Source organism: bacterium (assembly GCA_035281585.1).
Taxonomy (GTDB): domain Bacteria; phylum UBA10199; class UBA10199; order DSSB01; family DSSB01; genus DATEDP01.
Genome location: DATEDP010000135.1, coordinates 12889 through 36121, shown reverse-complemented (window position 1 = coordinate 36121; position 23233 = coordinate 12889). Strand labels below are relative to the sequence as shown.

General features: G+C 61.3%; 21 protein-coding genes and 1 riboswitch. Of the genes, 5 read left to right on the top strand and 16 right to left on the bottom strand.

The features are described 5' to 3' along the window. Positions 1-104: 104 nt before the first annotated feature. From VJR29_12330 to VJR29_12320, 3 genes are all read right to left on the bottom strand, one after another. Entirely contained in the window at positions 105-2369 is a 2265-nt protein-coding gene (locus tag VJR29_12330; GenBank protein ID HKY64193.1) for an arylsulfatase, read from the bottom strand. Positions 2370-2630: 261 nt separating this feature from the next. Then, entirely contained in the window at positions 2631-3281 is a 651-nt protein-coding gene (locus tag VJR29_12325; protein ID HKY64192.1) for a transposase, read from the bottom strand. Between the two features lie 158 nt (positions 3282-3439). Continuing rightward, positions 3440-4537, bottom strand: a complete 1098-nt coding sequence (locus VJR29_12320) for a helix-turn-helix transcriptional regulator (GenBank protein ID HKY64191.1) — start codon at positions 4535-4537, stop codon at positions 3440-3442. 166 nt (positions 4538-4703) lie between these two features. Between VJR29_12320 and VJR29_12315 the strand changes: the two genes are divergently transcribed. Further along, positions 4704-5741: an alpha/beta hydrolase gene (locus VJR29_12315; protein ID HKY64190.1), complete on the top strand. Its 1038-nt coding sequence runs from the start codon at positions 4704-4706 to the stop codon at positions 5739-5741. Positions 5742-5826: 85 nt separating this feature from the next. After that, positions 5827-6396 carry a hypothetical protein gene (locus VJR29_12310; protein ID HKY64189.1) on the top strand — a complete coding sequence of 190 codons (570 nt, stop codon included), beginning with the start codon at positions 5827-5829 and terminating at the stop codon, positions 6394-6396. A 175-nt stretch (positions 6397-6571) separates the two neighbouring features. Here VJR29_12310 and sat read toward each other — a convergent pair whose 3' ends face one another. The 7 genes from sat to VJR29_12275 all read right to left on the bottom strand — a co-directional run bounded on the left by sat (position 6572) and on the right by VJR29_12275 (position 16081). Next, positions 6572-7735 carry a sulfate adenylyltransferase gene (gene sat / locus VJR29_12305; protein ID HKY64188.1) on the bottom strand — a complete coding sequence of 388 codons (1164 nt, stop codon included), beginning with the start codon at positions 7733-7735 and terminating at the stop codon, positions 6572-6574. A gap of 369 nt (positions 7736-8104) precedes the next feature. Continuing rightward, on the bottom strand, positions 8105-8965 hold the full coding sequence (locus VJR29_12300; protein HKY64187.1) for a DUF481 domain-containing protein: 861 nt from the start codon (positions 8963-8965) through the stop codon (positions 8105-8107). Positions 8966-8980: 15 nt separating this feature from the next. Next, complete coding sequence (ppk2, locus tag VJR29_12295) at positions 8981-9754, bottom strand: polyphosphate kinase 2 (GenBank protein ID HKY64186.1); 774 nt, start codon at positions 9752-9754, stop codon at positions 8981-8983. Further along, positions 9751-11196, bottom strand: coding sequence for an efflux transporter outer membrane subunit (locus tag VJR29_12290; GenBank protein ID HKY64185.1), 1446 nt, complete (start codon positions 11194-11196; stop codon positions 9751-9753). The genes ppk2 and VJR29_12290 overlap by 4 nt, the downstream gene beginning before the upstream one ends. Continuing rightward, on the bottom strand, positions 11193-14333 hold the full coding sequence (locus VJR29_12285; protein ID HKY64184.1) for a multidrug efflux RND transporter permease subunit: 3141 nt from the start codon (positions 14331-14333) through the stop codon (positions 11193-11195). Before VJR29_12285 ends, VJR29_12290 begins: the two co-directional genes overlap by 4 nt. 2 nt (positions 14334-14335) lie before the next feature. Then, a complete protein-coding gene (locus VJR29_12280; GenBank protein HKY64183.1) occupies positions 14336-15451 on the bottom strand; it encodes an efflux RND transporter periplasmic adaptor subunit in 1116 nt (371 codons plus the stop codon). A 69-nt stretch (positions 15452-15520) separates the two neighbouring features. Beyond that, positions 15521-16081: an HdeD family acid-resistance protein gene (locus VJR29_12275; protein HKY64182.1), complete on the bottom strand. Its 561-nt coding sequence runs from the start codon at positions 16079-16081 to the stop codon at positions 15521-15523. A 109-nt stretch (positions 16082-16190) separates the two neighbouring features. Here VJR29_12275 and cax point away from each other — a divergent pair, with 109 nt between their 5' ends. From cax to VJR29_12260, 3 genes are read left to right on the top strand one after another with little or no spacing between them, the layout of a single operon-like run. Next, a complete protein-coding gene (gene cax, locus VJR29_12270; protein HKY64181.1) occupies positions 16191-17273 on the top strand; it encodes a calcium/proton exchanger in 1083 nt (360 codons plus the stop codon). Further along, complete coding sequence (locus VJR29_12265; protein HKY64180.1) at positions 17270-17953, top strand: hypothetical protein; 684 nt, start codon at positions 17270-17272, stop codon at positions 17951-17953. Before cax ends, VJR29_12265 begins: the two co-directional genes overlap by 4 nt. A gap of 11 nt (positions 17954-17964) precedes the next feature. After that, positions 17965-18753: a hypothetical protein gene (locus VJR29_12260; protein HKY64179.1), complete on the top strand. Its 789-nt coding sequence runs from the start codon at positions 17965-17967 to the stop codon at positions 18751-18753. On the opposite strand, the gene VJR29_12255 is transcribed toward VJR29_12260, so the two are convergent. The 6 genes from VJR29_12255 to cysK all read right to left on the bottom strand — a co-directional run bounded on the left by VJR29_12255 (position 18750) and on the right by cysK (position 22935). After that, a complete protein-coding gene (locus tag VJR29_12255) occupies positions 18750-19028 on the bottom strand; it encodes a ubiquitin-like small modifier protein 1 (protein HKY64178.1) in 279 nt (92 codons plus the stop codon). The genes VJR29_12260 and VJR29_12255 overlap by 4 nt on opposite strands. 14 nt (positions 19029-19042) lie before the next feature. Then, the gene (locus VJR29_12250; protein HKY64177.1) at positions 19043-19513 is read right to left on the bottom strand and encodes a Mov34/MPN/PAD-1 family protein; all 471 of its coding nucleotides are present in this window, start codon (positions 19511-19513) and stop codon (positions 19043-19045) included. Between the two features lies 1 nt (position 19514). Then, positions 19515-20402, bottom strand: coding sequence for a pyridoxal-phosphate dependent enzyme (locus VJR29_12245; protein ID HKY64176.1), 888 nt, complete (start codon positions 20400-20402; stop codon positions 19515-19517). Positions 20403-20414: 12 nt separating this feature from the next. Then, positions 20415-20666, bottom strand: coding sequence for an NIL domain-containing protein (locus tag VJR29_12240; GenBank protein ID HKY64175.1), 252 nt, complete (start codon positions 20664-20666; stop codon positions 20415-20417). 8 nt (positions 20667-20674) lie between these two features. Continuing rightward, the gene (thrC, locus tag VJR29_12235; GenBank protein ID HKY64174.1) at positions 20675-21910 is read right to left on the bottom strand and encodes a threonine synthase; all 1236 of its coding nucleotides are present in this window, start codon (positions 21908-21910) and stop codon (positions 20675-20677) included. A gap of 116 nt (positions 21911-22026) precedes the next feature. Continuing rightward, positions 22027-22935, bottom strand: coding sequence for a cysteine synthase A (cysK, locus tag VJR29_12230; GenBank protein HKY64173.1), 909 nt, complete (start codon positions 22933-22935; stop codon positions 22027-22029). A gap of 101 nt (positions 22936-23036) precedes the next feature. Next, positions 23037-23134: riboswitch (SAM riboswitch) on the bottom strand. Between the last annotated feature and the right edge of the window lie 99 nt (positions 23135-23233).

The window sequence follows — 23233 nt, the reverse complement described above, 5'->3', positions numbered from 1 at the left end:
AAAATGTCATTCCGAGGAGCTTTAGCGACGAGGAATCCCTGCGGAGGCTTTTGGCATCAAGAACCTCCGCAGGGATCCCTCGCTTCGCTCGGGATGACGGAATACTACTGCGGACTGACAGCCGATTCGGCGGGCGCCAGCCGATAGGTGATGTCGACCTTGCCGATCTCGCCGTCGTACTTGAAGGGCGCCCGGTCATAGTAGGCCTCCGAAACCGGCGAGTAGCTGTCCATGCCGACGTCGAAGGCGTCATTGGCGGTGAAGGCAAACGGCGCGGTGACTGGGACGGTCCCGCGCAGGTATTCCTCGCCGTTGATTCGGGCGACGACCTCGGCCGGGTCCCGAGGCTTGGGACCAAGGCGGGTCTCGACCTCGAGGGTGACCTTCCCGACCGGAAGCGGCTTGGTCGAGTCGAGGCGGGTGCGGGCGATCTCGAAAAGGTTGTATTCGTAGCTCAGCTTGCCTTTGTCCACCCACAGCGCCAAGCCGCCGGAAAAGGCGCCGAGGGCGTAGAGGACGCCCGATGCCCCGGGCTTCAGCTCGACTTCCATCCGGATCCGATTGGACCGGGCTCCCAGCTTGGGGGCGGTGAACTCGGGCAAGGCGGTCACGTCGCGATTGTAATGGAATTCAGTCGCCGGGTTTTGAGGGCTGAATTGAGGATGGATCAAGTCCCAAAGCCCGCCGCCGATCGGGTAGACTTTATTGTCCCGTGCCGTCTCATCGAAAGCCCGCTTAAGCTCGGTCAGTTTTTCCGAATTCTGGGAAGCCAGATCGCTGGCTTGGGAGAAGTCCTTGGCAAGGTCGTAGAGCTCCCAAGTGTCCTTGTCCGGCGTCCACTCGGCAAGACCGGGCGGAACTCCCGGCAGCCAGGGGGTGCGCGGACCGAAGACCGAGGCGATCCATTCGTCTTGATAGATCGCCCGGCTGCCCATGATTTCAAAATACTGGCTCTTTTTTCGGCCGGGCTCGCCGGCGGCGGCGAAGCTGTAGGCCAGGCTGACGCCGTCCATCGGGTCCTGGCTGATCCCGTCGACCTGTTTGGGAGCCGAGATTCCGACGGCTTCATAAATCGTCGGCACGATATCGTTGACGTGGTGAAACTGGCCGCGCGGCGCCGGATCGGGCTTGATCTTGGACGGCCACGAGACGATCAAGGGCGTGCGGGTGCCGCCGAAATGGGAGGCCACCAGCTTGGTGGCTTGGAAGGGCGTGCTGCCGGCCCAAGCCCAGCCGGCGTGATACATGTTGTCGACTTTCGGTCCGCCGAGGGCATCGAGGCCACCGAGCTGGTTCAAAACCCGGATGTGATCCTTGATCTCGGTGGGAATGCCGTTTTGGGCCAGAAGCTCGCTGATCGTCCCTTGCTGGCCCTCGGCGCTCGACCCATTGTCGCCCCAGACATAGAAGATCAACGTATTGTCGCGAAGTCCCAGCTTCTCCAAGGTGTCGATCAAACGCCCGGCTTGGGTGTCGGTATGCTCGACGAAGCCGGCATAGACTTCCATCAAGCGTCTTTGAAAGGGCTTCTCGTCCTCGGGGATGTCGCTCCAAGCCGCCAAGGTCGCGGGACGAGGCGTCAATTGAGCGTCGGCCGGAATCCAGCCCAGCGCCTTCTGCTTGGCGAAGATCCGCTCGCGCATCGCGTCCCAGCCCTCGTCGAACTTTCCTTTATACTTGTCGGCCCATTCCTTGAAGATGTGATGGGGGCCATGGGCCGCCCCCGGCGTCCAATACATGAAGAAGGGTCGGTCGGGATGGTAAGCCTGGTGCTGCTGGAGCCACTTCACCGCCTTGTCGGTCATGTCGACGGTGAAGTGATAGCCCTCGCCGTGGGGAGCCGGAATTCGGCTGGTGTTCTCGACCACCGCCGGCTCCCACTGCGAGCTTTCGCCGGCGAGGAAGCCATAGAAATAATCGAAGCCCACCAAGCGGCCGGTCGGCCAAAGCTCAAAGGGTCCGGCCGAGGTGGTATCGGTGGCCGGCGTGTTGTGCCATTTTCCGAAGGCCGAAGTGTCGTAGCCGTAATAGCCGAGGACCTTGGCCACCGAGGCCGCGGTGGCCGGCAAGCGGCCGGAATAGCCGTCCCAATCGTTGGCGAACTCGGCGATCTGGCCGGATCCGACCCGGTGATGATTGCGGCCGGTCAAGAGGGCCGCCCGGGTCGGCGAGCACATCGCCGTGTTATGGAAGCGGTTGTAAGCGATGCCGCTGTCGCGGAGCCGAGTCAGGGTCGGCGCATGGATGTCGCCGCCGAAAGTGTCGGGCAAGGCCGGCCCGGTGTCGTCCAGCATGATAATGAGGACGTTAGGTGCGCCCTTCGGAAGATGGTCGACCGGTTTGTTCGGGCTGTAGGTCGACTCCTGCATCGTCCGCCGAGCGATCGAGCCCGACGGCGTGGGCGGAAAAGGCAAGCTGTCGCCGATCCCGGCCGTGGGCTGGGATTCGGCCCGGGGAGTCGGGGCCGGCGCCGGAGTCGCCGCCTTTTGCGGCTCCACTTTGGCCGGCCCGCAGCCGAAGAGAAAAGAGAAGATCAAAAACAAAGAGGCGAATCGCAGCATGAATGGCTCCTTTTCCTTTTCCCGGAAAGGGGATCATGAAAGAGGAATCCGCCCCTGGCAAGAAATGCTTTAGGAGGCCATTTTCTTTTGGCGACCGGTGATCTTCCGGCCGAAAGCCGCCGAGCCGATGAAGCGGCGGTAGGGATCGGGCCGCGACTCCGCTCCCATCGGGATCCCGTCGCTTAAGACCAATGAACGATAATTTTGTCGCCGCGCCTCCAAGTCCTCGGCCAAGCCGAGATAAGCCGAATGCGGGTCGAGCAAGGGATTGTCGGCGCCCAGGGCCAGCGCCGAATGGGCGCTCCACTTCCAGGCGCTGGGACGATCGGCCAAGCCTTCGCGGAGCGGAGCCCGGTCCATCTCGGCCATCAGCTCCAAGGCCGGGGCGCCCGGCTCCACCGCGGCGCTCCGGTAGCGCCGCAGCCAAAAGCGTCCGCGCTTGCCTTTGCGCCGATTGTGCAGCAGGGCGTACTGCCAATTCAGCCATTGCATGGTTCGGGCGATGGGGGCTCGAGGGCCGGGCTTCAGGAAAAGATGGGCCGCGTTCGGCAGCAGGACGTAGTGAAAGACCCGCAAGCCGTGACGGCTGCGAATTCGGGCCAGCAAATCGAGGTAGATGGAAAAATCTTCCTCGGTTTCGAAGCGAAACTCCGGCGAATTGCACTCACTGACGAGGTAGTAATGCAGGCGAGGCGCCTGAAGCCTTAGTGGACGACCCATGGACTGGGCTAATGCAAGCCCTCGACCAGCCGGCGGTGCCAGGGCCCGAAAAAATCCTTCGCAATGACGATGGTTTAGAGGACGGCCTTTTGGTGAATTCCGGAAAATGGAACGATTGGAAGCTCGCCCGCAAAAAATTCCCTTCGAAATTTTCCAAATCAATCAGCCGAATCGAGCTCCGGCTTCACTCCATGGGCGAGTAAGGCCGCTTGAACTCGAGAATGGACGCCCATCTTATCCAAGATCTTGCCGAGATGGCTGCGGACGGTCGGCCGGGAGATGAAGAGCCGGCGGCCGATCTCGCGGTCGGAGAGGCCCAAGGAGACGAGACCGAGAATTCCCTTTTCGGCGACAGTGAGCTCGAAGCGCCGGGCCACTTCCTCCAGCCGCGGCGACACCTCGGGGCTCTCGATCTCGGCAAGGACGAAAGGATTGGCTTCGGTCCGCGCCAAGCGAAGGTCGATTCGAAGCGGTCCGGCTCCTTTTCGGGCGAGCATCAGCTCGGTGGGCGGAATTTCCTTGGCGGCGCCCCTGCGAAGCGCGGCGGCCAAACGGCGTGAGGCCTGGACCAAGCTTTCGGGCAGGGCCTTCATTCCGCCCCGGGCCAATTCCAAAAGCTCCTCGGCTCGGGGCGAAGCCCATAACAAGCTCCCGCTCAGGTCGAGCGCGACCTCGGGCCGGCCGTCCCGCGCCAAGATCGCGTCGAAGCATGATTGAAGACGACGGCGCTCGGCGGCCCGCTCGCTGCGCCGGGCCACCGCCCCCAAAGCCGGCAACAGGGTCGCCATCAGCTTGACCTCCCGGGGACCGAAATCAGCTTGGCGCGAAGACCGAGCGAAAAGGATTCCGACCATTCCCGGATCCTCGTGCCGGTCTTTCAAAAGTCGAAAATGCAAAAAGTCGTGGACTTGGCGCGGCCGCTGGAAATCGAGATAGATCGGGGATTTGAGATAGGCCCGCCAATCCGGAAGCTGACGCGAGCGGAACACCGGCAAATTGCACCGGCGCAGCTCGATTTGAGTCGGATCCTCCGGATAGTAGCGCTCGTAGTACTCCCGCGCCGATTCGGCCAGCGAGCCGGCCACCGGCAAGGCGGCCCGGTTCTCGTTGCAGCGATAGAGCAGCGAGGCGCTGGTCCCGATCAGCTTTTCCAGCATGGGAAAGACCTGGGCTCCGAAATCGTCCAGCGTTTCGGACTCGCAAGAGTCCACGAAGATTTGGTGCAAGATTTTTTCTTGGCTCGTCGACGTCAGCATTGCCCCCACCTGCTTTCGTGACCACCGATTCTAAGAGAAAGCCCCATCGATACCAACCTTAAAATTCATCCTTTGGGACGATGCCACCGCACCCGAAAGCGCCGGACAATGGCCGAACCATTGAAAAGGAGGACATATGGTCTCACGCAGAAAAATGCGACTAATCTTGCTCGGCCTGCTGATCGCCACCGCGGCGCCGAGCCTGGCCTCGGCCAGCGGCTGGTGGCCTAACGGCCCCGGAAAATGCCGGGCGATGCACGTGCCGGTGACAGTCGCCGGTGTGGAGGACGCTTACCTCTACGGCGAACTCTGCCTTCCGAAGGGCCCCGCGCCGGAGACGGTGCAGTTTCTGGTCCACGGCAGCACCTTTAACCACCACTACTGGGACTTCCCCTACAAACCGGAGAAGTATTCCCACGTACGCGACGCCCTGGAGGACGGTTACGCCACCTTCAACATCGACCGGATTGGAGTCGGCAAAAGCACGATTCCTCCCAGCCATCTGGTAAACCTCAACAGCACGGTGGACACGCTTCATCAGGTGGTGACCAAGCTCCGCAACGGAGAGATCGCCAACGGTCATGCTTTTTCCAAGGTTGTCTATTTTGGGAGTTCCTTCTCGACCGAATACGGCTGGTTATTGGCGGATCAACACCCGGAGGACATCGACGCCTTTGTCCTTACCGGGCTGCTGCATTTCACGCGGCCCGCCTGGATCGACCTTGTCACCCTTTACCATTTCGATCTGGCCTGCGAAGCTCCGAGGTTCGCCGACCTAGTCCCCGACTGCGGATACAGCACGACCACGCCATTCAAGCGGCACCTCATGTTCTACCACGTGCCGAATACCGAGCCAGCAGTGCTTTTGGTGGACGAGCTGGTCAAGGACTTCATTTCGACGCCCTTGATTGTGGAAAGCATCCCCTACGTGTTCCTGCCGCCGCCCGAGACCGCTCCGTCCCGCTCGATCCAGGTCCCCACCCTCATCGCCCTGGGTGAGTTTGACGGGACCGCCTGCGGCGAAACCGGCCTGGTCTGCAATGAAGCCAATGTCCGGGATATCGAGGCGCCCTACTACACGACGGATGTTCTGGACGTGTATATCGCGCCCGATACCGGCCACGCCCTACCCCTGCAAAAAAGCGGACCCCAAACTTCAGCCTTCATCCATGACTGGCTGGACGAATACGTGGGGGCAAATTGAGCACAAGAGCGGCGAGACCAACACCGCCTTCATTCACGATTGGATCGAGGAACATCTCAAAAAAAATGCCCAAGGAGGTAATTTCATGAACTCATCAAGACTCACAAAGCTTTCGATCGGCTGGCTCGGTGCGCTGGGCTTGGCATTGATCGGCGCGCCGGCCCTGGCCGGAAATCTTCAAATCGTCCCGGTCTTCGCCCGAGCCGAAGTCGTCCCGACTTCGGTGGTGCCCTCGACCTGCCAAGGGCTGGACGGGACTTACAACGTCGTCCGGATCGCCGGGCAGGGCCCGATCACCAGCGAGGATCCTCGAATGGAAGGGACTTTCTTCGCCGATGCGATCGTCCTGACCAATGCCCAAGGCAAGGGCGTTTCCCGCGATAATTTCAAGATCCGCGATTCCCGCGGACGCTTGAAAGTTCTGGGTTCGGCCATCGGCATCCACAACGATCCCCAGGCGATCCATGCCCAAGCCAAGGCCTGGCTGGCCGACGGCAGCCGCTTTCATTCGGAATCGACGGTCCGGCTCCCGGCGCCGGGCAGCCAGGATCCGATCGTCGTCGAATACGGCGGCGAAGGATCGGGCGACCCGGCCGACCGCGGCGTCATCCTCAGCGGAACTTGCGGAGCCATCTTCGACGCCTTCGACGATTAAGGAGGTTAAGGGGGATTTAAAGCGGTCGCCGGAAAATGAATCGAACCGCATTGCCTGGCTAGGGCTTTCAAATCCCCCCTTCCCCCCTTTTTCAAAGGGGGGATAAGATCGTAAAAAAAAGCCCCTCGCCGACCGGCGAGGGGCTTTTTAATGCTGGAAAATCGACGCCCGGACCTCAGCCCTGCCCCTTCATCGCCTCGATCAGGATCTTGGCGACCTCGGGGCGGGAGAATTCCGGCGGCGGCAACTGGCCGGCGCGGAGCATCTCCCGGACCTTGGTGCCGGAGAGAGAGATTTGCTCGTCGGGCGTGCTGGGGCTGGTCTTGGCGGTGGCCATGCCGCCGGTGCGCTTGCACCAGAAGGAATTCTCGAACTTCAGCGGCATGATGCCCAGCTCCTCGATCTCGAAGCGGTCGAAAAGCTCCTGGGCCTCGTAGGTGCCGTAATAATTGCCGACGCCGGCATGGTCCCGGCCGACGATGAAGTGGGTGCAGCCGTAATTCTTGCGGGCGATGGCGTGGAAGATGGCCTCGCGGGGGCCGGCATAGCGCATCGCCGCCGGAAAGACCGCCAGATGAGTCCGGTCCAAGGGATAATAGTTTTTGAGCAGGGCCTCGTAGCATTGCATCCGCACCGAAGCCGGCACGTCGTCGGACTTGGTGGCGCCGACCAGCGGGTGAACCAAGAGGCCGTCGACGATCTCGAGCGCGCATTTCTGGATGTACTCGTGGGCCCGATGGATCGGGTTGCGGGTTTGGAAGCCGACGATGGTCTTCCATTTCTTCTCTTGGAAGATCTTGCGGAGATCGGCCGGATCCTTGCGGTACTCATTGAAGTCCGCGTACTTCACCCGATTGAGGACGGTGATCGGGCCGGCCAAGTAGATCGGACCCTGGGCATAGACCGCGGCGACGCCGGGATGCTTGTCTTCCTTGGTCTTGTAGACCTTCTCGGCCTCGTTCTCCATGCTGTATTTGTATTTCTCCTTCAGGTGGAGGATCGCCAGGACCTCGCCGGTCGGCGCGTAAAGGGCGACGTCGGCGCCGACATCGTATTTGGGAGCATTCTCTTCCTTCACGCTGAGCGTGATCGGGATCGACCAAACCAAGCCGTTGGCCAAGCGCATCTTCTCCACCACCGACTCGTAATCGGCCTGACCCATGAAGCCCTTCAAGGGCGAGAGGGCGCCGCAGGCCATCATGTCGATGTCGGCCATCTCGCGGTCGTTCAAGGTCAGGCGCGGAAGGGAGGCCGCCTTAGCCAACCCTATTTCGCGCTCGGCTCCCGAGGCTTGGATGTTGATCAGCTCGCCGCCGTGCGGGGGAAGAGGGAAATGCATCGAATACTCCTAAATATTTAATAATTTCAATATGTTATCGAACGACCGGGCGGAGCGCCAAAGGCGTGCGAAACTTCAGGTCGGAACTATCGGGTTATCAAAGCATTGGCAAGGCTCTTTGGCAAAAAGCTACACCGCGGAGCAATCCCTTATTGAAGGGAGCCTGGGGGTGGAGCTTCCCTAAGTTTCCTGCAGGAGGGCGGGCGTAGGAGGGTCAAAAAATCCGACGGAGCAAAAAACTTCGGGGCTGACGAAGGAAGCCACGAAGTTTTATTGCGAAGCGGATTTTTTGCCCCGACTAGCCCGACCGGGCAGAACTTAGGGAAGCTCCACCCCCAGGCTCCCGCCCGGCAAGGATCCCGCACAAGATCAGGGACAAGGCTTCGCGACATCGCCACCGAAGGTGATCGCCAGCGAGATGTCGCTGATCGTGTCCAGCTTCTCGAAGCCCGGCACCGGCTCATTGTCGAAGCGCAGATGAAAGCCGAAGACCAGGCCGAAATGCTTGGTCAGATCGACTTTCAGCTCGGTGTCGCTGTTGACCCGGACGTCGCGGCCGTTGCCGCCGTTCTCCAGGACGATGACGTTCTGGGCGAAGCCGAGATAATCCTTGAATTGGTGCTGGTAGCTGATGCTGAAGAGGATGGCGTGAATGTCGACGCTCGGCGCCGGGAAGACCCGGTCCTCGTGGGTGTAATCGTAGCCCAGCGCGGTGTTGAGGGAATACTTCGGCGTCCGCAGCCAATAGTGGCTGATGCCGGCGAAGGCATTGGCCGCCAAGTCGATGCCCTTGATCTCGTCGACGTAACCGCCGCCGCCCACAAAGAAGGTGGTTCGCTGCAGGAAGTAGTAATCGAGCCGGTAGAAGCCGTAAATATAGTTGGCGATGGTGCCGGTCGCGGTCGGATTGGCGTTGTTCGAGTCGACTTTGTTGAAGTAGAAGCCGAGGCGCCATTTGTTTTCGAAGCGCTTCACCCGGTAAAGGGTGAAGGAATTGCCGGTGGCGCTGATCGACTCGGTGTTGCCGGTGGTGAAGATGGCTCCGGCCTTGGTCTCGTGGCGGAACTCGTTCTTGGTCAGGTCGAGGTCTTCCATGTAGGAAGTCTTGGTGCCGTTCTTGTCGTTGGCCAAGGCGTCGGCGGCCTGGGCGGCGGCTTCCCGCGTCGAAAGCACCCACAAGGCGGCCAGGATACAGAAAGCCGCGGCGGCTTTTTGCGCTAAGATCCTCATCCGTCGATCTCCTATTCAGTATTTTTCGGGAATGAATTTTCTTTTTTTCAGGCTGGCCTGATCGTCGTATTTCCCCCGGCTCGAAGGCCGGGGCAAGGCCACCCTGTCCCGCCGGACCTTCTTATAGGGAATTTTTTTCAAAAGGAAGGATAAGGTATTGAGCCGCGCTTTCTTTTTGTCGTCGGAGCGAACCACGTACCAAGGCGCATGAGGCGTGTCGGTGGCGTCGAGCATCCGGTCCCTGGCCTTGGAATATTGGTACCACCGGCGGATCGATTCCAGATCGGTCGGACTGAGCTTCCACTGCCGCATGGGGTCGTCGATGCGAGCCAAAAACCGAGCCCGCTGCTCCTGCTGGCCGACCTCCAGCCAAATCTTGATCAGCTGAACGCCGCCGTCGACGATGAATTTCTCGGCGACCGGACAGTCCCTGAGAAAGACTTGGTACTGCTCCTTAGTGCAAAATCCGAGCACGTGCTCGACGCCGAGCCGGTTGTACCAGCTGCGGTCAAAGATGACGACCTCGCCGGCCGCCGGAAAATAGGGAAGATAGCGCTGCATGTATAATTGGCTTCGCTCGCGCTCGGTCGGGGTTGGCAAGGCGATGACTCGGAACACCCGGGGACTGACCCGCTCGGTCAAAGCCCGGATCACCCCGCCCTTGCCGGCGGCATCCCGCCCTTCGAAGAGGATGATCACCCGCAAGCCCTTCGCTTTGACCCAGTCTTGCAGCTTGCAGAGCTCGGTTTGGAGCTTGCGCAGCTCCTTCGAATATTGCTTGGCCTTCATCGCGCCTCGGTTTCCTTCACGTCGGTCGTCTCGGCGGGCATCGCCTGGCTCCAGCCGCCACCCAAGGCCCGATACAGCTGAACCACCGCCAGCAATTGATCGCGGCGAACCTGGGCCAGCGAGAGTTGGGAGCGGAACAGGAGGCGCTCGACGTCCAAGACCTCGAGATAGCTGGAAACCCCGCCCTCATAGCGGGCATTGGCCAGCCGATAGCCGTCGCGGGCCGAGCTCACCAAGCGCTCCCGGCTTTTCCGTTCCTCAGCCAGCTTGTTGATGGAGATCAGCGCGTCGCTGACCTCGCGGAACGACTGCTGGATCACCTGCTGGTAACGCTGCGCCGCTTGCTCGAAGCGGGCCTTGGCGGCCTCGAGGTTCCCTTTTCGCTTTCCGCCGTCGAAAATAAATTGGAAGAGGCTCCCACCCAAGGAGGCGACCGCGGTCCAGCCGCCGGCCGGTCCCGTCAAAAAAAGTCCGCCCAAGAAAGTATTCAGGTTCACTTGGGGGAAGAACAGGGCCTTGGCCTCGCCGATCCGGGCATTGGCCGCGACCAGCTTTTGCTCGGCCTCGCGAATGTCGGGCCGGCGCTCCAGCAGCGCCGAGGGCAGATCGACCGGGTGCTCCGGCGGCAAGTATTGCTGGGTCAGGGACTTGCCCCGCGCAACCGGCCCGGGGTTCTGGCCCAGCAAGAAACTGATCTCGTTCTCCTTCAACCCGATCAGCCGCTCGATCCGCGAGATCTCGGCTTGGGCGATGGAAAGCTCGGCCTCGGACTGCCGCACGTCCAGCAGCGAAATCACGCCGGCCTTGAGCCTCTGCTGGGTCAAGCCGAGCAATTGGCGGCGGGCCCGGGAGGTGCCCAGCGAGATCTCCCGCTCCAGATCGAGGGCCCGCAACTCGAAATAGGCGGCGGCGACATCGCTGACCAAGGTCATGATGACGGTCTGCCGAAAATCCTCCTGGGCGAAGAGCTCGGCCCGGGCCGCTTCGCTGCCCCGGCGATACTTGCCCCAGAGATCGGCCTCGTAGGACATGTTGACGCCGACGGCCGCAAAAGTGCGGTTGATCGATCCGGCATTGGTGGCGTCGCCGACGTTCGATTGGCTGGTGAAGGTTTGGGCGCCGGTGGTCCCGAAATTGAGCTCGGGGAATTGCTCGCCTCGCTTCATGCGGTACATGCCGCGGGCCTCTTCGACCCGGGCTGCCGCGATCTTGACGTCTTTGTTATTCTCCAGCGCGGTCCGGATCAGGGCTTGCAGCTCCTCATCCCGGAAAACCTCCCACCAAGGAAAATCGGCGAAGGCGACATTGCTTGGCCCGCCGGCCTGGGTCGCCTGGCCTCGATAATTGGGCGGCACCTCGATCGACGGCCGGCTGTATTTGGGGCCGACGGCACAGGCCGAGAATAGCGACGCTGCCAAGATCCCCGAAATCGCCCGCTTCATGGGGCGCTCCTTTCCGGCTCGGCCGCCGGCTTCTTGAAGCCAAATTCGCTGAAACCTTGAACCACCTTGTAGAGGACCGGGATGAGGAAAATTCCCAAGGCGCTGGCGACCACCATGCCGCCGAACACCGAGAATCCCAGCGAATGGCGGGCGTTGGCGCCGGCGCCGCTCGACAGCATCAAGGGAACGACGCCAAGGATGAACGCGAAGGAGGTCATCAGGATGGGACGAACCCGGAGGCGGGCCGCCTCGATCGCCGCCTCGACGATGGGGACGCCCTCTTCCCGCTTGGCCTTGGCGAATTCGACGATGAGGATGGCGTTCTTCGCGGCCAGGCCGATCAAGGTCACCAGGCCGATCTGGGCGTAGACGTCATTTTGGAGCCGAGCCAGCCACAGGCCGAGAAAGGCGCCGAAGACGGCCAAGGGCGTTCCCAGCAAAACGCTGAAAGGCAGGGACCAGCTTTCATAGAGCGCCGCCAGCAAGAGGAAGACGAAGATGAGCGCCAGGAAGAAGACTTGGGCGCCCTTCCCGGCGGCCAATTTTTCCTGGTAGGACATGCTCGTCCATTCATAGCCCATGTCCCGGGGCAGGACTTCCTTGGCCACGGCTTCCATCGCGGCCATCGCTTGACCCGAGCTGTAGCCGGGCGCGGGCCCGCCGGTGATCTCGGCGCTCCGGTAGAGATTGTAACGGATCGTATATTCCGGCCCCTTGACCTCCTTGACCCGGACCAAGGTGGAGAGCGGGATCATCTGACCGGTGTTGCTGCGGACGAAGAAGCGGCTGATGTCCTCGGGCTTGACCCGGAATTCGGGTTCGGCCTGGGCCATGACTCGGTAAACCCGCCCGAAACGATTGAAGTCGTTGATGTAGCTCCCGCCCAGATAAGTTTGCAGGGTGGTGAAGACGTCGGCGACGTTGACGCCGAGGGTGCGAGCCTTCTCCCGATCCAGCTCGGCCGACATCTGGGGAACGTTGGCCTGAAATCCGGTGTAAAGGTTGGCCAGCTCCGGCCGCTTTCGGGCGGCATCGATGAAGCGCTGGGTCTCGACCATCAGCTTCTCGATGCCGCCGCCGCTCCGGTCCTGCAATTCGAAAGTGAAGCCGCCGGAATTGCCGTAGCCCGGAATCGGCGGCGGGGCGAAGGGGAACACTTTGGCCTCGGCGATCTTGCCGAATTCGGCGTTGAGCCTTTTCATCACTCCGACGACGTCGCTTCCATCGGCCTGGCGTTCCTCCCAATCCTTGAGCGAGACGAAAAATCCGGCGACGTTGGAGCCCATCGAGTTGGTCAGGATGCTGTTGCCGCCGACCATCGTGTAATAATCGATCTCCGGAATCTTCTTGAGGATCTCCTCGACCTTCTTGGCCACCGCATCGGTCCGTTGCTGGGAAGCCGCTTCGGGCAATTGAACCTGGATGAAGAAATAGCCCTTGTCCTCGTCCGGAACGAAGCCGGTCGGCAGAATCTTGCCCAGCCCGACCAGCCCCACCACCAAGATCCCCATGATCATCATGCTGCGCATCGCCCGCCGGACCAGGAAGCGGACTCCCTTGGTGTAACCGGCGGTGAACTTGTCGAAACCCCGGTTGAAGGCCCCGAAAAAGCGCCCGAGGATACCTTTGCTGGGCGAAGGCGGCTTTAGCAGGATCGCACTCAAGGCCGGGCTGAGGGTCAGGGCGTTGAAGGCCGACAAAAGCACCGAGACGGCGATGGTGACCGCGAACTGCTGATAGAGGCGGCCGGTCACGCCGCCGGTCATCGCAACCGGAATGAAGACGGCGGTCAGGATGAAGGCGATCGCGACGACGGGCCCGCTGACCTCCTTCATGGCCAGGAAGGTCGCGTCGCGCGGCGATTTCCCGTGCTCAATATGGTGTTGGACCGCCTCGACGACGACGATGGCGTCGTCCACGACGATACCGATGGCCAGGACCAAGCCGAAGAGGCTGAGGGTGTTGACCGAGAATCCGAGCAAGGGAAAGGCGGCGAAAGTGCCGACCAGCGAGACCGGCACCGTCAGGAGCGGGATCAGGGTGGCCCGCCAGCTCTGCAGGAAGAGGAAGACGACCAAGATGACCAAGAGGACCGCTTCGCCCAAGGTGTGGACGATCTCGTTCATCGAGGCCTTGATCGGCAAGGTCGAGTCGAGCGCCACCGTGTATTCCATGTCCGGCGGAAAGCGCTCGGCCATCTCCTTCAGCATGCCGCGGATATTGGCGGCCGTTTCCAGCGCATTGGCGCCGGGGGCGAGGTAGATGCCCATGACGCCGGCCGGGACCCCGTTCATCCGGGTGAAGGAGTTGTAAATCATGGCGCCGAGCTCGACCCGAGCCACGTCCCTCAGCTTGACCTGGGAGCCGTCGGGGTTGGAGCGGACGATGATTTCCTCGAATTCGGCCGGCTCTTTGAGCAAGCCCCGCGAGCGCACATTATATTGATACTGCTGGCCCGGCGGGGCCGGCTCGGAGCCCAATTGACCGGCCGGCGCCTGAATGTTTTGGTCCTTCACCGCCTGAATCACCTCGGCGGTGGTGATCGCCATGCTGGCCATGCGGTCGGGGTTCATCCAAATCCGCATGCTGTAGTCTTGGTTGGTGAAGTTCTTGACGTCGCCGACGCCGCGGACCCGGGCCAGCGGGTCGATCATGTTGATCGAGGCGTAGTTGCTCAAGAAAACCGAGTCGTAGGTCCCCTTGGGCGAATACAAGTCGATGACCATCAGGATGTCGGGGCTCTTCTTCTCGACGGTGATTCCCTCACGGGTCACCTCTTGGGGCAGCTGGGGCTGGGCGAGCGAAACCCGGTTCTGGGCGTTGACTTGGTCGATATTGGGATCGGTCCCGATGTCGAAGGAGATCTGCAAAACCATCCGGCCGTCGTTGGCGTTGAGCGACTTCATGTAGATCATGTTCTCGACGCCGTTGACTTGGCTCTCGATCGGAGTGGCGACGGAATCCTCGACCGCTTCGGCGTTGGCGCCGCGGTAAGTTCCGATGACCTCGACGAGGGGCGGGCTGATCTCGGGATATTCGGAAATGGGGAGGCCCCGGAGGATGACCACTCCCAACAAAACCATGAGGATCGATAAGACAATCGCGAAAATCGGGCGATTGATGAAGAAATTTGCCATGGTTATTTCGCGGGGAAGGGAATCTCCTTGGCCTGAACTTTCATTCCGTCTTTGACGGACTTCAAGCCTTCCACGACGACAAGATCCCCGGCCTTCACGCCTTCCTCGATGACCCAAGCGCCTTCGAATTTTAAGCCAGGCTTGACCGGACGAAAAACCGCCTTGCTATCCGCGTCGACCAGCATCACCGAATATTTGCCCTGAATTTCCTGGACCGAGGCCACCGGCACCACCAGGGCGTCGGCCCGCTCTTCGAGCAAGACCCGGACTCGGCCGAATTGTCCCGGCCGCAGGATGTTGTTGGGGTTGGGAAACTCGACCCGGACCCGCAAAGTCCCGGTTTTGGGATCGATGCTGCGGTCGGCGAAATTCACCCGGCCCGGATGGGAATGGACCGAGCCGTCAGCCAAGATCAGCTCGATCTTGAACTGTCCGGCCATGCCCGGATTCTCGGCCCGTTTCTTCGCGAACTGGAGGTATTCAACTTCGCTGATGCCGAAGCTCACCCAAATTTGGTCGGTGTTGGAGATGGTCGCCAGCAGGGTCGGCTCGCCCTTTCCGACCAAAGCCCCCACTCGAGCCGTGGTCGAACCGATGCGGCCCGCGACCGGAGCCCGCATCGTCGTGTAACCCACATCGAGCTCGGCGCTCTTGACGTCGGCTTGAGCGGCGTCGACCACGGCCTGAGCTTGCTGCTCCAAGGCGACCGCGTTGTCGAAATCGCGCTGGGCGATGGCCTGGATCTTGGCCAAGGGCCGGAAGCGCTCGACGTCTTGGTGAGCCTTGAGGAAGTTCGCTTGGGCCTCGGCGTACTTACCCTTGGCCCGGGCCAGCTTTTCTTCATAAGGCTTGGGGTCGATGACGAAGAGCAAATCGCCTTCCTTGACCTCGCTGCCTTCGACGAAGGCCACCTCTTGGATGAAGCCTTCGACCCGGGCCCGGATTTCGACGCTCACCGGCGCCTCGGTCTGGCCGACATATTCGACGTAATTGGGAATGTTCCTTTGAATGACCTTGGTCACCTGGACCGCCGGCTCGGCGGCGGTGGTCTCCGGCGCTTGCTTGTCACCGCAAGCCGCGACGAGGGCGAACAATAGAAGCAGGACCACCTTGGGCATAGGGCGTTGGTACCTAATGGGACTGAGACGGATTATGGTTGGGGCCCTCGATTAATAACAACGATTTTTTTAGGCCAGCTTTCGGGCGGTGAGCGCGAACATCATCCAAGACCACCCATGGAAAATGAGATCGATGCCGACGTAGAGGCCGATGAACCAAAGGCCGGTCGCCGGCCAGCCCTGCCAAAGCAGGATGCCGAGGCCCAAGGTGACCAGGCCGCCGAAAAGCGCCCAACCCCAATTCGGAAACCGCATTCCGATGGCCGAGATGGCCCGGTAGAGCCCGCCGACGATGAAGAAGATGGCCATGACCAGGGTGATGCCGACGGCGCCCAGCTCGGGCCGGCTGACCAGCAGCCACCCGACGATGAGGTTCAGGATCCCGGCGAGCAAGTAGAGAAGGAAAACTCCCCAGCCCCGCGACCAGAAGGCCCCCAAGATGTGGAGGACGCCGCTGGCCATCAGGAGGTAGCCGAAGAACAGGACCGAGACGATGGTGAAGAGGAAATTCGACCCCAAGGCGACGGTGCCCAGGATCACCATCAGGATTCCCAGCGCCAGGAACCAGCCCCACTTGCTCCGAACCCCTGAAATATCGCCCAAGCGGGCGTAGACGGTCGCGTTCGTCATGCATCCCCTCCTTCGATGGGTGAATTACCCGGCGGGAGAAATGTAACACTTAAATTTTCATTGTCAAACGAAGGCCCCTTGGCTGTAATTCTTTTGAAAGCCGGTGAAAATGATCAACGCCCTACTGATCTTCGTGCCGACCACCGTCCTGCTCGAGCTCTTCAAACCGCAGTGGCACAGCGTCATTTTCCTCACTTCCTGCTTGGCGATCATTCCGCTGGCCGGCTGGTTGAGCCACGCCACCGAGCATATCGCCTCGCGCACCGGCGAGGGGGTCGGCGGCCTGCTCAACGCCACCTTCGGCAATGCCGCCGAGCTTATCATCGCGATCGCGGCCATGCGGGCCGGGCTCTACGGAGTGGTCAAGGCCTCGATCATCGGGTCGATCATCGGAAACATCCTGCTGGTCTTGGGGGCCTCGATGCTGGGCGGCGGCCTGTTGTTTCGTCAGCAGAAGTTCAACGCCTCGGCCGGCCGCTCCCAGGCGGAAATGCTGTCGCTGTCGATCTTTGCCCTCATCATGCCCGCGATTTACTATTCGGCCCTCAAAACCGAATCGACCGCGCTGCAGCAAAAGCTCAGCCTGATCATCGCCGCGATCCTGTTCATCGTTTATCTCTTTTACCTCTATTTCCAGCTCGTCACCCACAAAGGGCTATTCGCCGGATCGAGCGATGAAACCGCCGGTCACCCGGCGCCGGCCGCCTCTTGGTCCATCGGCAAGTCCCTCCTCGTCTTGGCCCTATCCACCGCCTTGGTCGCCTGGATGAGCGAAATCCTGGTCGGGACGGTGGAGCCCGCGGCCCAGGCCTTCGGGATGAACACCGTCTTCATCGGCGTGATCGTCGTCGGCATCATCGGCAACGCCGCCGAGCACACCGCCGCCATCGTGATGGCCCGAAAGAACCGGATGGACCTGGCGATCTCGATCTCGATGGGCTCGGGCGTTCAAATCGCCCTCTTCGTGGCTCCGCTCCTGGTGTTTTTGAGCTATTTCCTCGGCCCCCAGCCTTTCGACCTGATCTTCGGCCTCCAACTGGTCCTGATCCTCCTGCTGGCGGTGCTGATCATCGGCCAGGTCGTCAACGACGGCGAATCGAACTGGCTGAAGGGGATGCTGCTGCTGACCATTTACCTGATATTGGCGGTCGCCTTGTACTTCATCCCGCCGGAGTCGGTCGCGGCCCGATGATATCCAAGCATCATCCAAGCCTAGCCCGGAATTCCGTCACCCGCCGGGGCTTGCTCGATCCGCTGGATCGCTTCTCCGAGATCTTCTTCGGCCTCCTGATGGCTCTGACCTTCACCTGCACGATCAGCGTGGCCGAGGCCGGCCGAGCCGACGTCCGGACCCTGTTGGTCGCGGCCTTGGGCTGCAACCTGGCTTGGGGATTCGTCGACGCGGTCATGTATGTCATCGCCCGGTCGGCCGAGCGAATCCGCAATTTCGAGTTGGGAAAATTGATCCTGGCGGCCCCGGATCGGACGATGGCCCGGAGCCACTTGATGGAGGGCATGCCCGAGCCCTTCGATTCGCTGATGGACGACGAATCGCTCGACCGGGTGATCGACCGGATTCAGGAGCGTCGGTCGGCCGCCGCCAGGACCTTGATCACCCGGGATGACGTCAAAGGGGCGGTCGGAGTTTTCTTCCTGGTCGTGCTCTCCACGTTTCCGGTGGTTTTGCCCTTTCTGTTCACCGACCGGGTGCGGCTGGCCATGCGGCTCTCCAACGCCTCGGCGATTTTTCTGCTCTTCGTCCTCGGCGTCAGTATTACCCGCTATTCCAAGCAAAAAACACTGTGGCTGAGCTTGGGCATGGTCGGCATCGGCGTCGTATTGACGCTGACCACCATCGCCTTGGGCGGTTGATCGAGGGCACCGTGCGAAATGGCCTTGCTTTGCTTCTGATCCTCTCTCTGTTGGCACCCGGCGTGGGCCGGGCCGAGGAAGCGGCGCCGGTTTATTCGGGCGAAACCGGCGACAAGCTGATCCCGGCCGAGGAAGGCGAAGGCGTCGCCTGGGGACTCGAAGCCGACTTCGTTTCGCAGTACGTTTGGCGGGGGATCGCCTTGAGCGAGGGGCCGGTCCTCCAGCCCTCGGGGTGGCTCTCCTATCAAGGTGCCATTTTCTCGGTTTGGGGAAACTTCGTTTTGAACGATGAGGCCAACCAAGGCCGGCTCAACGAGGTCGATTTCACTTTGGGCTACGGCCGTCGGTTCAGGGACTTTTTCGTCGGCACCCTTTTTCTGTTTTATCTCTATCCGCACCAAGACGTCGCCGCCACCGGCGAAGGCTCGGTCATCCTCGGCTTTCAACGAGGGCCCTTCACCGTTTTCACCGCCCAGCTCTTCGACATGATCGCGGCGCCCGGCGCCTATTTCGGGGTCGCCGGCGGCGCTTTCGAATGGGAGCTCCACGAGAAGCTGTCGATGAAAGCCTCGGCCGGCTTCGCCTGGGCCAACGCGGCTTTCAACGAGGCCAATTTCGAAGTCTCGAAATTCGCGGCGAATCTGTTCGTCGGAAACCTGGAGTTCACCTGGACCGTGAAGGGGCCGCTCTACCTGCGCCCTCACGTGAAGGTGAGCGTGCTGCTGGACGAAGGCCTGCGGAGCAGCGTCGACGAGGCGACGCTCATCAATGGCGGGCTGGCGGTCGGAGTGGAGTTTTAGCAGCCGCCGGCGATGGCCGGGACCACCGAGAGCTCGTCGCCGTCCTTGAGCGGGGTTTCTTCGCCCTTCAGAAAGCGGATATCCTCATCGTTGACGTAGAAATTGATGAAGCGGCGCAAGGTGCCCTTCTCGTCGTAGAGGCGCTCGCGGAGGCCGGGATGCTTCTCTTCCAGCGCGGCCAAGACGGCCTTGACGCTGGAGCCCGAGACTTCGACCTCCGATTGGTTGTTGGTCAGCTTTTGCAGCGGGGTGGGGATGCGGATTTTGATCGCCATAATGGTCCTTTCGATTACCGTAATTTTCTCTCTTCGAAATCCTTCTTTTCGGGATTCCAAAAAAACTCGCTGGCGGCCACGGCCTTGCCCTTCTCGACCGAGATGACGACATGGCCGACCTCGGGGAAGCTCGGCTCGCCCCAGGGACAGGCGATGGCCTTGTCCTCTTCCGAGAAGTAGACGCCGTGGTCGGGATGGGAATGGTAGAAGAGCTTGGTCTCGAATTCCTTGCTCTGGGCCTCCTTCTCCACGACCTTCACTTCCTTGGGATCCATCTGATAAGCGGTCTTAGCCTGGCGCGGATAGCGCTGGGGATCCTGGGCGTGGAGCTCGTCCTGGATGTTGCGGATCGGAAAGACGCCGATGGCTTTGTGGATGCCCTTGGGCCCGATCACGATGCCGCAGGCCTCATTGGGGTACTCCTTCTCGGCCCGAAGGATCATCATGTCGAGGACGTAGCTGGAAATTTGCAGGTCGCGTTGCATATTACAGTGGCACGTAGCGGTCGCCGTGATCGCAAAGGATCGTGACCACCACTCCTTCCTTCAAACGTTGGGCGATTTCAAGGGCGCTGGCGACGTTGCCGCCGCTGGAATGGCCGACGCAAAGCCCCTCTTCCTTGGCCAAGCGCTCGGCCATCGCGTAGCCGACTTCGGTCTCGACCGGGAAAACCCCGTCCAGGATCTCGGGATGGTAGATGCCGGGCACGATCGAGCTGGCCATGTGCTTCAAGCCCTCCAAGCCGTGGAGCTGCTCGGCCGGCTCGCTGGCGTAGCATTGGATCGCCCGATTGTAATCCTTCAGCCGCCGGGACACCCCCATCACCGTCCCGCTGGTCCCGATGCCGGTGATGAAATGGCTGATCCGCCGCCCGGTCTGCTCGTAAATCTCGACCCCGGTGGTGTCGTAGTGGGCGCCGGGGTTGAAGGGATTGTTGTATTGGTCGGGCATGAAATACTTGTCGGGGTTTTCGGCCTTGAGCTTGCGGGCCAGCCGGATTGCGCCGTCGCTGCCCTCCATCGCCGAGGAATAGGTCAGGCTGGCGCCGAAAGATTGGGCCATCTCCTTGCGCTGGCGGCTGACGTTCTCCGGCACCACCAGCTCGACTTGGTAGCCGAGGGCGGCGCCGATCAGCGAATAGGCCACGCCGGTGTTGCCGCTGGTCGGGTCCATGATGATCTTGTCCTTGGTGAGCTGGCCCGATTTGACGGCTTCGCGGATCATCCGCAGGGCCGGCCGGTCCTTGACCGAGCCGCCGGGGTTGAAATACTCGACCTTGGCGTAGACCTCGACCTTTTCGGGCAAGCCGCGGGTGACCTCGCGGAGCCGGACCAAAGGCGTGTTGCCGATCTTTTCAATGATCGAGTGAATCAAGAAGGTGTTCCCTCAGCCCGCGATGACGTTCATCTCGATCGGCTCGACGGTGAGGCCGCGGGAGCGGAAATACTCGATGGCTTCGCCGATCTTGTCTTCCTCGCCCTCCAACTCCAACGCGATCAGGCCGACCGAATCGTTGACCGAGGCGCTGCGGATGTTGAAGCGGACCTTGTACTTGTCGTACATGTCGCAAATGATGGCGTCTTTCACCGTATCGGTGGGAAAGGTCAGGTAGACTTTTCTTTTGACTTTCGAGGCCATAAAAACTCCTATTTCTTCCCCTTTTCATACAAAGCGTCGAACTCCGCAAGCTTCGCGTTGATGATCTTGGGCTCGCCGACCTTGCCGACCAGGACTTCCTGGGTCTTGAGGCCGTTGCCGGTGATGCAGAGGACGATGCTTTCGTCCTTGGGAATCCGGCCCTGGGCGATCAGCTTGCGGGCCACCCCCAGGGTCACGCCGCCGGCGGTTTCGGCGAAGATTCCTTCGGTCGAGGCCAGGAGCTTCATCGAATCGACGATCTCCTCGTCAGTGACGTCCTCGCCCCAGCCGCCGCTCTTCCGCATCACGTTGGCGGCGTAGAAGCCGTCGGCCGGGTTGCCGATCGCCAGCGACTTGCAGATGGTGTTGGGCCGGACCGGCTTGAAGAGGTCCCATTCGCTCTTGACGGCGGTGGTGATCGGCGAGCAGCCGGTGGCTTGGGCGCCGTAGACCTTGGTGTCGTTCTTGGGAAGAAGCCCGATCTTGACCAGCTCGTCGAAGGACTTGTGGATCTTGGTGATCAGCGAGCCGCCGGCCATCGGCACCACGATGTGTTGGGGCAGCTTCCAGCCGAGCTGCTCGGCGATCTCGTAGCCCATCGCCTTGGAGCCCTCGGCGTAGTAGGGCCGAATGTTGATGTTGACGAAGGCCCACTTGTACTTGGCCGCGACCTCGCTGCAGAGCCGGTTCACTTCGTCGTAAGTGCCCTTGATGCCGACCAAGTTAGTGCCGAAAACCAGGGTGCCGAGCACCTTGCCCTGCTCCAGGTCGTGGGGGATGAAGATATAGCTTTCCCAGCCGCTGGCGGCGGCGTTGGCCGCGACCGAATTGGCCAGGTTGCCGGTGGAGGCGCAGGCCACGGTCTTAAATCCGAATTCCTTGGCCTTGGACATGGCGACCGAGACCACCCGGTCCTTGAAGGAGAGGGTCGGGTAGTTGACCGCGTCGTTCTTGATGTAGAGCTCCTTCACGCCCAGGGCCTTGGCCAGCCGGTCGGCCTTGACCAGCGGAGTCCAGCCGACTTGAGCGCCGACGGTAGGCTCGCCGTCGATCGGCAAGAGCTCCTTGTAGCGCCACATCGTGGTCGGGCGGCCGCGCAGCGACTCCAGCGTCAGCGAAGCTTTGATCTCGTCGTAATTGTAGACGACCTCGAGCGGGCCGAAGCAAAACTCGCAGACGTGCAACGGCTCCTTGGGATAGAGGTGATGACATTCTCGGCATTGCAGCCCTTTGACGAAACTCACGTTGGCTCCTTAGTTTATTCCCTCCCCTTTGTAAGGGGAGGGTCAGGGAGGGGTAGAGCGTCCGCTTTTGCAATGATCTTGCACATCGCCAACGCCCTACCTCCCCTACCCCCTCCTTACAAAGGAGGGGGGATGCTGAAATAACGCTCGCCCTTGTCGGGAAAAATCGTGACGACCCGCTTGCCCGACCCCAGCTCGGCGGCCAGCCGCCGGGCCGCGACGAAGGCGGCGCCCGAGGAAATCCCCATCAGCAAACCTTCATGCCGGGCCAGCAGCTTGCCGGCCTGGTAAGCCTCTTCGTCGCTCACCGTCTCGATCCGGTCGATCAGCTTCCGGTCCAGGATCTCGGGAACGAAGCCCGGACCGATCCCTTGGATGCGGTGAACTTGGGGCTTCCGCCCCGAAAGCACCGCGGCCGCCGCCGGCTCGACCGCGACAATGCGGCAGCCGGGATGGCGCTCCTTCAAGACCGAGCCGACGCCGGTCAAGGTGCCGCCGGTGCCGACTCCGGCCACGAAAGCGTCGATCCCGCCTTCCGGAAACTCGGCCAGGATTTCGGGCCCGGTGGTCCGGCGGTGGGTCTCGGGATTGTCCGGGTTGCTGAATTGCCGGGGCATGAAGCTGCCCGGATTCTGCTTGGCCAGCTCCTCGGCCTTGGCGATGGCCCCGGGCATCTCGTCCTCGGCCTTGGTCAGGACGATCTCGGCGCCCATTTCCTTCATTAAATAGCGCCGCTCGACGCTGTAATTCTCGGGCATCACCAGAACCAGCCGGTATTTCTTCACCCCGCAGACCAGGGCCAAGCCGATGCCGGTGTTGCCGCTGGTCGGCTCGATGACGGTGTCGCCGGGCTTGAGCTGGCCCCGCCGCTCGGCGCCCTCGATCATCCCCAGGCAGATCCGGTCCTTGACCGAGCCGCCCGGATTGAAGGACTCCAGCTTGGCGTAGATTTCGGCGCCGGCCTCGGGCGAGGTCTTGAGTTGGATCAGCGGCGTGTGGCCGATGGCTTCGAGAATGGAGTTCATCTTAATGCATCAGCTCTTAAATCCCCCCTGCCCCCCTTTTTCAAAGGGGGGAAAGAGCAAAAAAAAACCTCTTCCGGCTATTGAAGAGGTCGTCTCTAATCTGCTCATCTCATCCCGAAAGGGTCGGAAGGAGCACCCGCCTGTTAACGGGTTGCTGTGGGGTCAAAGGGCCGGATCCCTCGCCCACTCTGGATAAGCAGCTCAAATTGTCTAGCCGGCGAATTATCGCGGCGGAGAAGCCAAGTCAATACAAAATCCTTGGCAGAAACCCTGAAAATCCGTAATCTTTCGGCTTCGA

Coding starts and splice junctions, on each gene's coding strand:
- VJR29_12290 (HKY64185.1), bottom strand. CDS start 11,196: ATGAAGCGGGCGATTTCGGGGATCTTGGCAGCGTCGCTATTCTCGGCC.
- VJR29_12255 (HKY64178.1), bottom strand. CDS start 19,028: ATGGCGATCAAAATCCGCATCCCCACCCCGCTGCAAAAGCTGACCAAC.
- VJR29_12280 (HKY64183.1), bottom strand. CDS start 15,451: ATGCCCAAGGTGGTCCTGCTTCTATTGTTCGCCCTCGTCGCGGCTTGC.
- cax (HKY64181.1), top strand. CDS start 16,191: ATGATCAACGCCCTACTGATCTTCGTGCCGACCACCGTCCTGCTCGAG.
- VJR29_12330 (HKY64193.1), bottom strand. CDS start 2,369: ATGCAGGAGTCGACCTACAGCCCGAACAAACCGGTCGACCATCTTCCG.
- VJR29_12250 (HKY64177.1), bottom strand. CDS start 19,513: ATGCAACGCGACCTGCAAATTTCCAGCTACGTCCTCGACATGATGATC.
- sat (HKY64188.1), bottom strand. CDS start 7,735: ATGCATTTCCCTCTTCCCCCGCACGGCGGCGAGCTGATCAACATCCAA.
- VJR29_12285 (HKY64184.1), bottom strand. CDS start 14,333: ATGGCAAATTTCTTCATCAATCGCCCGATTTTCGCGATTGTCTTATCG.
- VJR29_12240 (HKY64175.1), bottom strand. CDS start 20,666: ATGGCCTCGAAAGTCAAAAGAAAAGTCTACCTGACCTTTCCCACCGAT.
- VJR29_12320 (HKY64191.1), bottom strand. CDS start 4,537: ATGCTGACGTCGACGAGCCAAGAAAAAATCTTGCACCAAATCTTCGTG.
- cysK (HKY64173.1), bottom strand. CDS start 22,935: ATGAACTCCATTCTCGAAGCCATCGGCCACACGCCGCTGATCCAACTC.
- VJR29_12265 (HKY64180.1), top strand. CDS start 17,270: ATGATATCCAAGCATCATCCAAGCCTAGCCCGGAATTCCGTCACCCGC.
- VJR29_12310 (HKY64189.1), top strand. CDS start 5,827: ATGAACTCATCAAGACTCACAAAGCTTTCGATCGGCTGGCTCGGTGCG.
- VJR29_12325 (HKY64192.1), bottom strand. CDS start 3,281: ATGGGTCGTCCACTAAGGCTTCAGGCGCCTCGCCTGCATTACTACCTC.
- ppk2 (HKY64186.1), bottom strand. CDS start 9,754: ATGAAGGCCAAGCAATATTCGAAGGAGCTGCGCAAGCTCCAAACCGAG.
- VJR29_12300 (HKY64187.1), bottom strand. CDS start 8,965: ATGAGGATCTTAGCGCAAAAAGCCGCCGCGGCTTTCTGTATCCTGGCC.
- VJR29_12275 (HKY64182.1), bottom strand. CDS start 16,081: ATGACGAACGCGACCGTCTACGCCCGCTTGGGCGATATTTCAGGGGTT.